This is a genomic window from Aliirhizobium cellulosilyticum (assembly GCF_014198105.1).
Lineage (GTDB): Bacteria > Pseudomonadota > Alphaproteobacteria > Rhizobiales > Rhizobiaceae > Neorhizobium > Neorhizobium cellulosilyticum.
Map to the genome: position 1 here is coordinate 729,932 of NZ_JACIGW010000002.1, position 12,390 is coordinate 742,321.

15 protein-coding genes and 1 tRNA gene are annotated in these 12,390 nt (G+C 58.9%); 8 read left to right on the plus strand and 8 right to left on the minus strand.

Annotation, left to right across the window (positions count from 1 at the left end):
- Window positions 1-15: 15 nt before the first annotated feature.
- On the plus strand, window positions 16-477 hold the full coding sequence (locus GGE33_RS12270) for a carboxymuconolactone decarboxylase family protein (RefSeq protein ID WP_183823436.1): 462 nt from the start codon (window positions 16-18) through the stop codon (window positions 475-477).
- Window positions 478-487: 10 nt separating this feature from the next.
- Here the strand turns inward: GGE33_RS12270 and GGE33_RS12275 are convergent, their stop codons facing one another.
- From GGE33_RS12275 to GGE33_RS12285, 3 genes are all read right to left on the minus strand, one after another.
- The gene (locus GGE33_RS12275) at window positions 488-1,132 is read right to left on the minus strand and encodes a YitT family protein (RefSeq protein WP_183823439.1); all 645 of its coding nucleotides are present in this window, start codon (window positions 1,130-1,132) and stop codon (window positions 488-490) included.
- A 1-nt stretch (window position 1,133) separates the two neighbouring features.
- Window positions 1,134-1,712 (minus strand): YitT family protein, encoded by a 579-nt coding sequence (locus tag GGE33_RS12280; RefSeq protein WP_246436058.1) that lies wholly within the window; start codon window positions 1,710-1,712, stop codon window positions 1,134-1,136.
- Window positions 1,713-1,912: 200 nt separating this feature from the next.
- Complete coding sequence (locus GGE33_RS12285; RefSeq protein WP_183824112.1) at window positions 1,913-2,842, minus strand: methyltransferase; 930 nt, start codon at window positions 2,840-2,842, stop codon at window positions 1,913-1,915.
- Window positions 2,843-2,984: 142 nt separating this feature from the next.
- On the opposite strand from GGE33_RS12285, the gene GGE33_RS12290 reads away from it, so the two are divergent.
- Window positions 2,985-3,251 carry a DUF6460 domain-containing protein gene (locus GGE33_RS12290; protein ID WP_183823443.1) on the plus strand — a complete coding sequence of 89 codons (267 nt, stop codon included), beginning with the start codon at window positions 2,985-2,987 and terminating at the stop codon, window positions 3,249-3,251.
- Entirely contained in the window at window positions 3,251-3,736 is a 486-nt protein-coding gene (locus GGE33_RS12295) for a CAP domain-containing protein (RefSeq protein ID WP_183823445.1), read from the plus strand. The genes GGE33_RS12290 and GGE33_RS12295 overlap by 1 nt, the downstream gene beginning before the upstream one ends.
- Here the strand turns inward: GGE33_RS12295 and GGE33_RS12300 are convergent, their stop codons facing one another.
- Window positions 3,737-4,828, minus strand: a complete 1,092-nt coding sequence (locus GGE33_RS12300) for a quinone-dependent dihydroorotate dehydrogenase (protein WP_183823447.1) — start codon at window positions 4,826-4,828, stop codon at window positions 3,737-3,739.
- On the minus strand, window positions 4,825-5,172 hold the full coding sequence (locus GGE33_RS12305) for a DUF952 domain-containing protein (RefSeq protein WP_183823450.1): 348 nt from the start codon (window positions 5,170-5,172) through the stop codon (window positions 4,825-4,827). The genes GGE33_RS12300 and GGE33_RS12305 overlap by 4 nt, the downstream gene beginning before the upstream one ends.
- A 131-nt stretch (window positions 5,173-5,303) precedes the next feature.
- Between GGE33_RS12305 and GGE33_RS12310 the strand changes: the two genes are divergently transcribed.
- The 3 genes from GGE33_RS12310 to GGE33_RS12320 all read left to right on the plus strand — a co-directional run bounded on the left by GGE33_RS12310 (window position 5,304) and on the right by GGE33_RS12320 (window position 7,421).
- Window positions 5,304-5,714 carry a hypothetical protein gene (locus GGE33_RS12310; RefSeq protein WP_183823452.1) on the plus strand — a complete coding sequence of 137 codons (411 nt, stop codon included), beginning with the start codon at window positions 5,304-5,306 and terminating at the stop codon, window positions 5,712-5,714.
- Between the two features lie 197 nt (window positions 5,715-5,911).
- On the plus strand, window positions 5,912-6,559 hold the full coding sequence (locus tag GGE33_RS12315; protein ID WP_183823454.1) for a response regulator: 648 nt from the start codon (window positions 5,912-5,914) through the stop codon (window positions 6,557-6,559).
- 199 nt (window positions 6,560-6,758) lie between these two features.
- Window positions 6,759-7,421 (plus strand): S24 family peptidase, encoded by a 663-nt coding sequence (locus tag GGE33_RS12320; RefSeq protein ID WP_183823456.1) that lies wholly within the window; start codon window positions 6,759-6,761, stop codon window positions 7,419-7,421.
- A 45-nt stretch (window positions 7,422-7,466) separates the two neighbouring features.
- Here the strand turns inward: GGE33_RS12320 and GGE33_RS12325 are convergent, their stop codons facing one another.
- Window positions 7,467-8,354 (minus strand): transporter substrate-binding domain-containing protein, encoded by an 888-nt coding sequence (locus GGE33_RS12325; protein WP_394353664.1) that lies wholly within the window; start codon window positions 8,352-8,354, stop codon window positions 7,467-7,469.
- A gap of 68 nt (window positions 8,355-8,422) precedes the next feature.
- On the opposite strand from GGE33_RS12325, the gene GGE33_RS12330 reads away from it, so the two are divergent.
- Window positions 8,423-10,372: a glycosyltransferase family 2 protein gene (locus tag GGE33_RS12330; RefSeq protein WP_183823458.1), complete on the plus strand. Its 1,950-nt coding sequence runs from the start codon at window positions 8,423-8,425 to the stop codon at window positions 10,370-10,372.
- A gap of 50 nt (window positions 10,373-10,422) precedes the next feature.
- Here GGE33_RS12330 and GGE33_RS12335 read toward each other — a convergent pair whose 3' ends face one another.
- Window positions 10,423-11,475 (minus strand): glycoside hydrolase family 5 protein, encoded by a 1,053-nt coding sequence (locus tag GGE33_RS12335; RefSeq protein WP_183823460.1) that lies wholly within the window; start codon window positions 11,473-11,475, stop codon window positions 10,423-10,425.
- Window positions 11,476-11,816: 341 nt separating this feature from the next.
- Between GGE33_RS12335 and GGE33_RS12340 the strand changes: the two genes are divergently transcribed.
- Window positions 11,817-12,017, plus strand: coding sequence for a KTSC domain-containing protein (locus GGE33_RS12340; RefSeq protein ID WP_183823462.1), 201 nt, complete (start codon window positions 11,817-11,819; stop codon window positions 12,015-12,017).
- Window positions 12,018-12,233: 216 nt separating this feature from the next.
- Here GGE33_RS12340 and GGE33_RS12345 read toward each other — a convergent pair.
- Window positions 12,234-12,307, minus strand: a tRNA-Gly gene (locus GGE33_RS12345).
- Window positions 12,308-12,390: the final 83 nt, after the last annotated feature.

Here is a 12,390-nt window from a genome sequence, read left to right on the forward strand (position 1 = left end):
CTAGGAGACACGATCATGCACCCGCGCTTCAACTTTTTCAAAGCCTCGCCCGACGCCTACAAGGCGGTGATGGATATCGAGAACTACGTGCAGGCTTCCGGCCTTGAGCGCCGTTTCATTCACCTGATCAAGCTTCGCGCCTCGATCATCAACGGCTGCGCCTTCTGTGTCGATATGCATGTGAAGGAAAGCCGCCATGACGGGCTATCCGAACAATGGATCAACCTGATGAGCGTGTGGTGGGAATCGCCCGTTTATGACGACAAGGAACGCGCCCTGCTCGGTTGGGTAGACTCGGTCACGAAGATTGCCGAGACCGGTATTCCGGACAGCACCTATGAGCCGCTGAAGGCGCATTTTACCGAAGAGGAGATGGTCAAGATCACCGTGGCGATCGGCGCAATCAACATCTGGAACCGGCTGGCCGTCGGCTTCCGCTCGCAGCATCCGATCGACAAGGTGGCCAACGCCGCCTGAGGCCCGTGGATCAGCGGACGATATATCTATCGGTGCGGTGGTTGATGGCGAGCGTCAGGTTGAGCGTCACCGCCGCAACGATGGAACAAGCAATGACGAACGGGCTTGCGACGAAGAAGGACAGGAAGAGCACGACGCAATCCAGCCCGAGTTGCACGAAGCCGGCCCGCCAGCCCAGCCTGTCCTGCAGATAGAGCGCCAGAATGCCGAAACCGCCGAGCGAGGCGCGGTGGCGGAAAAGAACGAGCATGCCGCAGCCGATCAGAAGGCCGCCGAAAAGGGCGGCGGTGATGGGCTCGATGCTGTCGAAGGTGATAAGTTTCGGCAGGATGCCGGTGAGCACGGAGGTGAGTGCGACGGCGGCGAAAGTCTTGACCGTGAAGGCGAGGCCGAGGCGCTTATAGGCCAACCAGTAGAAAGGCAGGTTCAGCAGGAAGAAGGCCGTGCCGAAGCTGATATCGACGGAATAACGCAGGAGGAAACCGAGGCCGGCCGTGCCGCCGATCAACAGATGGGCTGCCGCAAGCATGGTGACGCCGAGCGCCGCCAGCATGGAGCCGGCAACGACGCCCTGAATATCCTCGATGATCGAGTGCTTTTCCGTTGACGAGGCCCAGAAGCCGATCGGGCTTTTCTTGTCCGCCGCATCCGCCATGTCAGCGCACCGCGATATACCGGTCGGACCGGTGATTGATGGTCAGAAGCAGGTTCAAGACGACAGCGCTCAGAAGCGACCAGAGGACCGTCATCGGGCTGACGACAAAGAAGGCGGCGGCCATGACGCAGAGATCGAAACCGAGCTGGACAAGGCCTGCCGGGATCTTGAAACGGTCCTGGATATAGATGGCGAGAATGCCGATGCCGCCAAGCGAGGCGCGGTGGCGATAAAGACCGAGCAGGCCGAAGCCGATCAGGATGCCGCCGAGAAGGGCCGCCCAGAACGGATCGAGATGCTGGATGACGATGAATTTCCGCTCAAGCTCGGTGATGAAGGAGACCATCAGGATGGCAATGAAGGTCTTGAAGGAAAAGCCGAGGCCGAGGCGTTTGAACGAGAGATAGTAGAAGGGCAGATTGACGACGAAGAACAGGACGCCGAAGGGGATATCGAAAGCATAGTGCAAAAGGAAGGCGACACCTGCGGTGCCGCTCGTCAAGAACCCCGCCTGGCTCAGGAAATAAAGTCCAAGGGCCGCGACCATGGCGCTGATGAACAGGCCCTGCGCATCCTCCATCTTCGTGTGGCGGGCCGGATCTAGGCTATAAAAGCCCAGCCGGCGCTTCTGCGCGCTCTGTTGGTCGGCCAAATTGTTCCCCTTAATCCGTTCCGGGTTTCGCGCCGGTTTTTCAGCAATTGTGCATTGCGATAGCGGCTTCATCAAGCGTCATCAACAACGCGTGAGCGCTCCAGGCAAAATCGCAAGAAAACGCCGGTTCAGGCGGCTTTGCGCGACAGAAACAATATGCCCCTGACCGGTTTTCCGGCATCCATGCGAATGGTGGTGCGCTCGATCTCCAGAAGCTCCAGCCGATGATGGGCGAGCAGCAGCCGGATATGGGCTTCGGAATGGGCGTAACGAAGGCTGTCGCGCAGCACGAAGCCCTCCTCTTCGCCGGCATCCTCCACCGAGAAGGCGAACAGGCCTCGGGGTGCGAGCAGATCGGCGACCAGCGGGAAGACGGTTTCCAGCGAGCCGAGATACATCAGAACGTCGGCGGCAGATACGAGATCGGCGCGATGTTTTGGGAGATCCGGGCCGAACAGGCCGCTTTCTTCGGCCGAAAGGCTGAGGTCGGATTGGCCGAGATGATCGTAAAGCGCTTTTTCCTCGGCCTTGGCGAGCATGTTGGTGGAGAGGTCAAAACCCTCCAGACGTGCCGTATGCTCTTTGATCTCCGCGCCGAAAAGCCCTGTGCCGCAGCCAAGATCGACCGTCAGGGCGAAGGGTGCATGGGGAAGCACGAGTGCGGTGAGCTTGCCGGGGACGGAATAATCGAGCTTTTCGACCAGGGCTGTGTCGAAGCGCTCGGCATATTCATCGAACAGACTTTCGACATAGCGGCTCGGTGGTTGATCCGGCGCTTCCTCGGCGCCGATGACAGCCAGTTTCAACGTTGCGCCGAACACGTCTTCGGGTTCGAGTTCCAGCGCGCGACGATAGGCGTCTTCCGCCGTCTCCAGCTCCGCCTTCTCGCGATATTCACCCAAACGGAACCAGCCTGCGGCCCAGCCGGGCGCCAGTTCCAGCGCCTGTTCCATCAGTTCGGCAGCGGCAGCGAAGTCGCGACCTTCCGCCAGCATGCGAGCGTAATCGGCACGACGGTCGGCGATCACATCGCCGGAAGAGAACTGGCTCATCGATATTGTCCTGAAATCATGCCGCTCATCGCCGAAGCCACAAAAAAACTCAAGTTCTATTTGAGAGGCGAAGATGAATGCTTATCTGACGGTTGCAGGCGCTTGTCGCCGCAGCTATGGCATTTTGAAGCAACGGAGACGGTCAAGAATGGCGGATGGTGTGAACAGGTTTCTCGGCGACTCGATCGGCCGGACGATCATCAAGCTGATCGTGGTCTGCCTGATCGTCGGTTTCGTGCTCGCCTTTTTCGGCTACACGCCGAACAATATCATCGGCAGCCTGCGCTACCATTTCTACGATATCCTGCATAACGGATTCGATGCGCTGGGCGACATCGGCAATTACCTGCTTCTCGGCGCGATCGTGGTCATCCCGGTTTTCGTCGTTCTTCGCCTGATAAGCTATCGCCGCTAATGACTGTTTCGCTCAACACTTCGCGACGGGGCTTTCTCGTTCTCTCCGGCATGAGCCTCGCGCTGGCCGGCTGTTCCACCACCGCTGTGATGACGCCGACGCCCGGCTCGCAGGATGACACGGTTGCAGCGCTGCCCATGGTCAACAAGCTGCGCGCCGCCAAAGGACTTTCGGCACTTTCGCTCGATACATCGGCTCGCAAGGCAGCAGGTATCCAGGCGATCCGGATGGCGAAGGCCGAAGAGATGAAGCACCTGATCGGCTTCGGCGACGATTTCGGCGCACGGATGAAAAAGAGCGACGTGGCGCTGCCGGCAGCTGAAAACATCGCGGCCGGGCAGAGATCGGTGGAAGCCGCCGTGCAGGCCTGGATCGACAGTCCCAAGCATCTGGAAAACATGCTCGGGAACTATCGCGGGCTGGGCGTCGCCATGGCGCCGTCCAAGGACGGCAGGCCCTATTGGGCCATGGTCCTTTCCGGCTGATCAGATCGGCTGCGAGGCCCAGTGATCGACGCGGGTATCGCGCAGATCCCGTATCGAAGCGATGCCGTCGCGATCGAGCAATTTCGATAGACCGCGGTTGATATCGCCCGGAAGAGCCGGACCCTCATAGACCATGCAGGAATAGACCTGCACCAGATCGGCACCGGCGCGGATCTTTTCCGCTGCATTCTCGGCGCTTCCCACACCACCGACACCGATGATCGGCATATCCGGACCGATGCGCTTGCGTATGCGGGCAAGCACCGCCGTCGACTTGGCGAATAGCGGAGCACCGGACATGCCGCCGGCCTGTTTCGCCTGATCCTGATCCTTCAGGCCTTCGCGCGAAAGCGTGGTATTCGAGACGATCAGGCCGTCAAGATCATGAGCCAGCGCTTCGGCGGCTACATCATCGAGACCTTCTTCTGTCAGGTCCGGGGCGATCTTCAGGAAGACCGGCAGGCGTTTTCCGGCACGGTCCGCCTCTTCATTGCGGGCAGCAAGCACGGCGGAAAGAAGCGCCGCCAGGCTTTCACGCGCCTGCAGGTCACGCAGGCCGGGTGTATTGGGCGAGGAAATGTTGACGGTGAAGTAGGTCGCCAGCGAATAGAAACGCCGGATGCCCAGAACGTAATCGGCGATGCGATCGGCGCTGTCCTTGTTGGCGCCGATATTGACCCCAACGATGCCCTTTGCGTTGCCACGGGCGCTGAGGCGCGCGAAAACTGCGTCATGGCCCCGATTGTTGAAGCCGAAGCGGTTGATAACGGCGCGATCCTCGACCAGGCGGAAGAGCCGCGGCTTGTCGTTACCCGCCTGCGGCTTCGGCGTCAGCGTTCCAACCTCGGTAAAACCGAAGCCGATCTTCAAAAGCGCATCCGGCACTTCGGCATTCTTGTCATATCCGGCGGCAAGACCGACCGGGTTTTCGAAGCGGATGCCGGCAACCGTCTGCGCCAGACGCGGATCGGGCTTTGGCGGACAGACCGGCGAGATGCCGCTCTTCAGCGCGGTGATCGACAGGTTGTGGGCGATTTCAGGATCGAAAACGAAAAGGCTACGGGAGGCAATTCCCGCCAGGCGGCCGATCATGGCATTTTCTCCGGAAAGGCATGCTGGCCGTCAACGCCGATCAGGAGTGGCATCTCCCAGATCACCGCCGAAAGCGGCAGGCTGCCATAAAGGTGAGGGAAAAGATCGCCGCCACGGGACGGCTCGAATTTCAGGTCTTCGCCAAGAGGCCGCGAATCCACCGCGACCAGCATCAACCCGGTCACGCCGGCGAAATGCAGTCTTGCCGTTTCGCGCGCCTGGGTGCCGGTGGAAAAATGGATATAACCGTCACGGTGGTCGATCTCGGCCCCTTCGAAGACACCCCTCGCCTTGGCTTCCCGCCAGATGGTTTCGGGCACGATCTTGTAAACGGTATCCGTCATCACACATCTCCATTGAGATTTAGGGCTTGTGAGAACTTTGAGGCCTGCGAACCCGTTAGAGCAGATAAGCGGCGTTGCGGATCGTTTGCCGCAAAGGCGGCGAAAAGTCCATTACTATCGGAGGAGACAAAATGCGCATTTCGGCAATCAGCATTGCCGCCGCTTCTCTGACCGGCGCCTTGCTCGTTTCAACAGGGGCAGAGGCACAGCAGAGGTTCCAGCTGGAGCAGACGGACCAGGGCATCGTGCGGCTGGACACGGAGACCGGGGCGATCACCACCTGCACACAGGAAAACAACGAGTTGACCTGCCGGATGGCACCGGACGAGCGCGCGGCCTATGAGAAGGAACTCGACCTCCTGGAAAAACGCGTAACGGCGCTCGAGGAACGTATCAGCCAGACACCGCCCGGACGATTGCCGAGCGACGCGGAAGTCGATCGGTCGCTATCGATCATGGAGCGCTTCATGCGAACGTTCATGGGTATCGTGCGCGAATTTACCGGAGAGCCGAACCCCGCGCCGCAACCGGACAGGACCTGACGTGCATCACTGCGCGACATGGTGGGTTGTCGCATAATCGATACAGATCCGTTGGCCTTCTACTCGCGGAAGATGTGCAGCAGTCAAAGGCCACTCTTGTTTCGGCTCATCAACAGCGTTACAAATTGACGCAGGCCTTGAGGAGGGCCCGGGATTTCAATCTCAGCACAACTATGCCTTTGGGAGGAGGCGTGGGAATGCAGACACTCAAAATCATCATCGCAGACGATCATCCCCTGTTTCGCGGCGCGCTCGTGCAGACGCTTCAGGCCATGGCGGAGGATGTAACCATCATCGAATGCGGCGAGTTTTCCGCCGCGCTCAAGGCAGCAGACGAACATCCGGATGCCGACCTGATGCTGCTTGACCTCGCCATGCCAGGGGTCAGCGGGTTTTCGGGGCTGATGACATTGAGGGCGCAGTTTTCGGCGCTTCCTATCGTCATCGTTTCGGCAACGGACGACAGCGGCACCGTGCGCCGGTCGATAGAGCTGGGAGCATCCGGCTTCATTCCGAAGTCATCCGGACTCGACGACATCCGCATGGCGGTAAAGACCGTGCTCGACGGCGGGATATTCTCACCCGGCAGCGACACCAGCCAGCCGGAGGACGATCCGATGCTGATCGAAATTCTCGACCGGCTGAAGACGCTGACACCACAGCAGAACAGGGTGCTGACCATGCTTGCCGAAGGCCTGCTCAACAAGCAGATCGCCTATGAACTTGGCGTCTCGGAAGCGACGATCAAGGCGCATGTCTCGGCAATCCTTCTGAAGCTCAATGTCGACAGCCGGACCCAGGCTGTGATCAAGCTCGGCAAGATCAACATGGCCATGGTGGCGTAAGGAGAAAAAGGATTTTATTCCTCTTCGAGCTTTACGTGCAGGTGACCTTCGGCTAAAATCAGGCGTGCCGGAGACGCTCTTTGGCATTGACGCAGAAGCCGGGATCGGTGAGCGCGTCACCTCTGATTGAAGGCTGCATGGCGCCCCTCTTCAAGCGGTCGCGGACTGGAGCCTTGTAAAGGCCGGGGCACGGGCGAAAATGCTGTCACATGACGCCATATGGAACGCGATCGACAGGCTTGCCGAACGTCATCAACTGACGCCATCCGGGCTTGCGAGGCGGGCTGGACTGGATCCTACCTCGTTCAATCGTTCAAAGCGTCTGGGGCCTGACGGGCGGCTGCGCTGGCCTTCGACGGAATCGATCTCGAAAGTACTCGATGCAACCGGGGCCACGATCGACCAATTCATGAGCTATCTGCCCGCTGGCGGCCGCAACCAGATACCCGAGGGTAATTTTCCGCCGCAGGCCGGCAATATTCCGCTGCTTGGCTTTGCCCAAGCGGGAGCAGGCGGCTTTTTCGACGATGGTGGATTTCCGGCCGGACAGGGCTGGGATGTCGTCGAGTTTCCCGTAGATCCGTCACGCAGGGTGGGCGTCTATGCGCTCGAAGTGCAGGGGGAATCGATGATGCCGCTCTATCGCGACGGTGACGTGCTGATTGTCGAGCCGGGGGCGCAGGTGAGACGCGGTGACCGCGTCGTGTTGAAAACCAAGGAGGGTGAAGTGATGGCCAAGGTGCTGGCACGCCAGAGCCCGAAAAGCGTCGAAGTGATGTCGCTCAACCCGGAGCATCCCAACCGGACCTTTGATCTTGCCGATGTGGAGTGGATGGCCCGCATAATCTGGGCGAGCCAGTGAGGTCCCTGCTTTCTCGGTTACGGGAGACAGGAACAAATTCCCAGCTCAATATAACCCGTTTGGAAAATAGCGCAGATAAAGATCCTGCAGCCTGCCGTTACGGGACAGCTCGGCGAGTGCCTGATCGAAGGCCGAGACCAGAAGCGGGTCGGTGCGACGCACCATGACGGACAGGCCCTCGCCCAGGAATTTTTCCGAAAGATAAGGGCCGTCGAAAAGCATGCAGCATTTTTCAGAAGCGTCGCTGGCGACCCAGAAGGGCAATCTCAATCCATCGGAAAAAACGGCGTCGATCTTTTTTTCCTTCAAGGCCGTAGTCATTGCCTCACCGGTTTCGAACGGCACGGCGATGATGCCTGGAAAAAATGCCTTGAGCATCGCCTCATGTGCGGTTTCCTTGACTACGCCGACACGACGCCCGGCGAGTGCTGCAGCAGTGTCGCCCGGTATGTCGGCCGAGCGGCTTTTGGCAAAACGCGCCGGGATGCCGATATAGGAGCGGGAGAACAAAAAACGCTCCCGCCGGTCCTGATTGACCGCGATGCCCGCCATCACCGCCTCACCGCCATTGGCCTCCAACGTCCTTTCCAGTTCGTCGAACGGTATGGACTGGATTTGGCATTTGGCCTCGAGCTTCAGTTCAGCGCAGATTTCGCGGGCAAGATCGACGTTGAAACCGGATAGGCGTCCCGTCTGGTCGGTGAAGTTGAAAGGCGGAAAATCAACGGTTGTCAGAATGCGCAGGCGAACGATCGTCGACAGATCCGGGCGAGCCACGCGTTCGCGGCTGTCGAACATCAGCGGCAGGCGATTTCCGCTTTCGGATGCAAGGCTCGTCCCGGGTGATGCGAAAGCGGCCACCAACATCACGAAAGCTGCAAAGAGATCGCGCGCCCCCCGCCAAACTAGGGATGTAATCATCCGGTGCCTCATTATGATCGTCTGCGGGTCAGGCAGGAGCGCCCCTATCGGGTGCTCCTTGGGGACGGTGTAACAGAACCATGCGCTTCGGGGAATATCCGCCGCAGGGATCGGCGGTCTGTGACGATGAGCCTGCCACGAGCTTGCCGAACGGCGGTTCAGAGGGCCGGCAGGCCAATGACCAAGAGTTTCGCGGCGACACCGATCCGGATCCTCCGGAAGCTGAGGCCGCGGTTCTTGCCGCTCTCGGTTTCTCCAAGCCGATGATTGCCCGAATGCGCGAGCGGGCGCTGCGTCACGGCACGTCGATCGAGGCCGAGCTGCTGCGCTCCGGCGAGGTGCGCGAAGAGGCTTATTACGGCGCGATCGCGCGGTTGCTGCGGTTGCCTTTCATCGACACGATCGATCCCCGTCTTGTGCAGGACGCAATGACGCTGGACAGCCAGCTTATACGTCCGACCATGATCCGGCTTGCTCATCGCAGTCGGGCGCCGGAAACCGTCATCGTGCCGGAGGCGGCGCGACTGGCAGAACTTGCCGCAGCCCTGACCACCATGCCCATGCTCGGCCGGAACCTTGCCATCACGACACCAGGCGCCATTCGCAAGGCGGTGTGGGCTGCGGGAGCCGGACGGCGCGGGCAGGAAACGACCAACGGGCTTTTCGAGCGGCAACCAGCTTTCTCCGCCCGGACGGTGCTTTCGGGTAAGCAGGGATTTTTCGCAGGTGCGTTCGTCGCCGGAACGATCGCGACCTTCCTCATCATACCGGTCGTGACGCTTCTCAGCCTGCATATCATTCTGTCGCTGACCTATCTTGCTTCGCTATTGCTGCGGCTGACGGCGCTTGCTTTGAAGATGCATCTGCCGAGCCCTGCTACCAGGTTCAACCTGAAAGCCGGCCCGTTACCGCGCTACACTGTCATGGTGGCGCTTTACCGAGAAGCCCCCGTCGTCGGCCAACTCATAGCCTGCCTCGAACGGCTCGACTGGCCCCATACACTCATCGATATCAAGCTCGTCTGCGAAGACGACGACGCCGAGACGATTGCCGCGCTGACCGCGCTTGAACCTGGACCACAGTTCGAAATCGTCATTGTGCCGCCAATCGGTCCGCGAACCAAGCCAAAGGCACTTACCTATGCGCTCTCTTCGGCACGGGGTGAATTTCTGGCCATATATGACGCGGAAGACCGGCCGCACCCCCTGCAACTGCGCGAAGCGCACGCAACCTTTGTCAACGGGCCGCCCGAACTGGCCTGCCTGCAGGCGCCGCTGATCATTGCCAATGCCCGGAAATCACCGCTCAGCGCCCTGTTCTCGCTTGAATATTCCGCACTGTTCAGGGGCCTATTACCAATGCTCGCCAGACGACGAATGCCCCTGCCGCTCGGAGGAACGTCCAACCATTTCAAAACCGAAATATTGAAGAAAGTCGGCGGCTGGGATCCATATAATGTGACCGAGGACGCAGATATGGGGCTGCGCCTCTATCGGCTCGGCTACCGTTCGGACGTGTTGACCTGCCAGACACTGGAGGACGCGCCGGTACAGGTTTCCGTCTGGATGGCGCAACGCGCCCGCTGGTATAAAGGCTGGCTGCAGACATGGCTGGTGCTGATGCGCGATCCGGCGAGGCTGATGCGGGAGATGGGCCTGCCCGCTTTTGTGACTTTCCAGCTGATGGTGGGCGGGATGCTGATCTCGGCATTGCTTCACCCCTTGATCTTCGTTTTCCTCTGGCTCGGGGCATCCGCCATGCTCGACGCACCCAAAAACGACCTGCCACTCGGTGTCGTCTCGCTGTTCGTCATGGATTTCGTCAACATCCTCGGAAGCTACCTGATCTTCCTGGGATTGGGGGTCGGGTCGATGATCGACCATGAAAAGCGGCAGATCGGCTGGCGATGGGTGATGGTGCCATTCTACTGGCTGATGATCTCGGCTGCAGCCTGGCGGGCGGTGATCGAACTCAAGACCAATCCGTTCCACTGGAACAAGACACCGCATGCGCCGACATCAACGGACTGAAACCGCATGACGACAATTTCCGTCGAATGCATCCAGACGTTCTACTGGCCTCACGGACCTTCGAGCAGGATCTTCATGCGCGGATCATCCGGCGTTGCGCCCGAAAAGTCCTGCGCATCGGGTCCGCCCGGATCGATCGAATACCAGAAGCCCTGATCAGGCGTATGGTAGCCTTTCTGTCCGGCATAGACACCAAACCAGGTGTAGCCGGTCCAGACATCGGAGTTGGCGGCAAAATATGCCAGAAGGTCTCGCAGTTCCTTATAGCAAGCCTCATTCTTGGCCACCGCGAATTCGCCGAGAAACAACCGCATCCTGTTGGCGCGCGCCCATTCCGTCGACTCCACCAGAACTGTGGCACCTGATCCAGGATTGCAGGTCTGTTTCTGTCCGGCACTGTAGTCGTCAAGATAACGGTGAACGTCGATGACCAGATTGTTGCCGGGATCACGGACGAGCGGCCCGAGCGGTTTTCCAAGCGGTTGCCCCGTCCAGGACAGGTCATGGGCGAAACCGTATCCATCCAATAGGATCGTGTTGGTCGCGCCGGTTGCGCGAATATCCTTCAGCACCGTATTGTAGGTCGCAGCAAGCTTGATGCCGTCCACATCGTGCGGCTCATTCATGATGCCGAACATGACGCGGGGATTTGTCTTGAATTTCATAGCGAGCCTGACCCAGAGATCAGAGAAATGGGCCGCCGAGACTTCCTGAGCCTCGCCTATGATGACCTCGTTCTTCGGTTGCCTGTCGAAATTGAGGTCCCGGCGCATGAAGTTATGTACATCGACGATGACCGTGGCCCCAGCACCCGTCAGAAAATCAACCTCCCGTTCAAGCGCCGCAAGCACGGTTGGATCGAGATCTCCGCCGAGCCTTGGCTGAATCCATTCCCAGGCGAAAACCAGTCGGAAAACGCGCATGCCCTTTCCCAGGTAATATTTCATTCCCTCATCGGTCGCCCAGGTGGTGGACTGGGTATAATAACCGTTATTCCCGACGAGATTGACGCCACGCCCGAATAGAAGGTTCGTCGAAGCAGCCGATACCGGGAAGCTCAAAATTGCGATGAGGAGACCAAGGAATGCGGCAAACTTCTGCATGGAAATCCTTTTCCCGAAATAACGTGCGTCGTAAGAATTGTCTGGCGTCATCCATCACATCAATATTCGAAAGATGCCGCACGTATTCTCAAAAATCAAAGTCGAACCAAATTTCCGATATACACACTACACCAATGGAAACGGCCTCGCGTATTGTCACGATGATCTTCCAGACCCGCAACACAACAATCATTTATTTTACTTGAATTTCATTTCCCAATCGCAGTCCTACACATGCAGGCACTGCCAAACATCTTGATAGATGAATTCATCATTATTGACTCGATGGCATGCCCGACTATTTTCAATGCAGGGAGGCCGGCGAAACAGGATGGGAACTCATGCGTATCCATCTCAGATCAAAGCTTATCGATTCCGTCGAGTATGACGAAATGTCGTTCCGCATGACGGTATTCATGTCCAACGGGCAGGTTCGCGAGTTTTGCGAGGTTCCCGCCGTTGTCATCGCCGATCTGTGTGATGCGAGTTCGCCCGGTGGCTACTATATGCGCGCGATCCGCAACCGCTATCCGACGCCATGAATAATCGTTGGCTCCGCCTCAGGCTTGCCGGGTGGATCAATGAAAGTTCGTGACAGTCGACCTTTGCCGGAAGCGCGTTGACTGGCCTTCTTATTGGGCTGCGCCAGCAGAACGAACCATCTCACCCAAGCCGAAGATACGGCTTCAAAGACGTCTTATGCCGGGAGGCTCATCATCAGGGGTATAGGCAGCTTTGGCCTTGGCGGGAAAGGTGGCTGGAGCGGGTGAAGGGAATCGAACCCTCGTATTCAGCTTGGGAAGCTGCTGCTCTACCATTGAGCTACACCCGCTTGCGCGTGCAGGTTTCCAACAACGGATCGCGGCTGTCAAGGCCGGCTGGGTTGTCTGCGGCATCGGGATTGGTCGGGCAGAT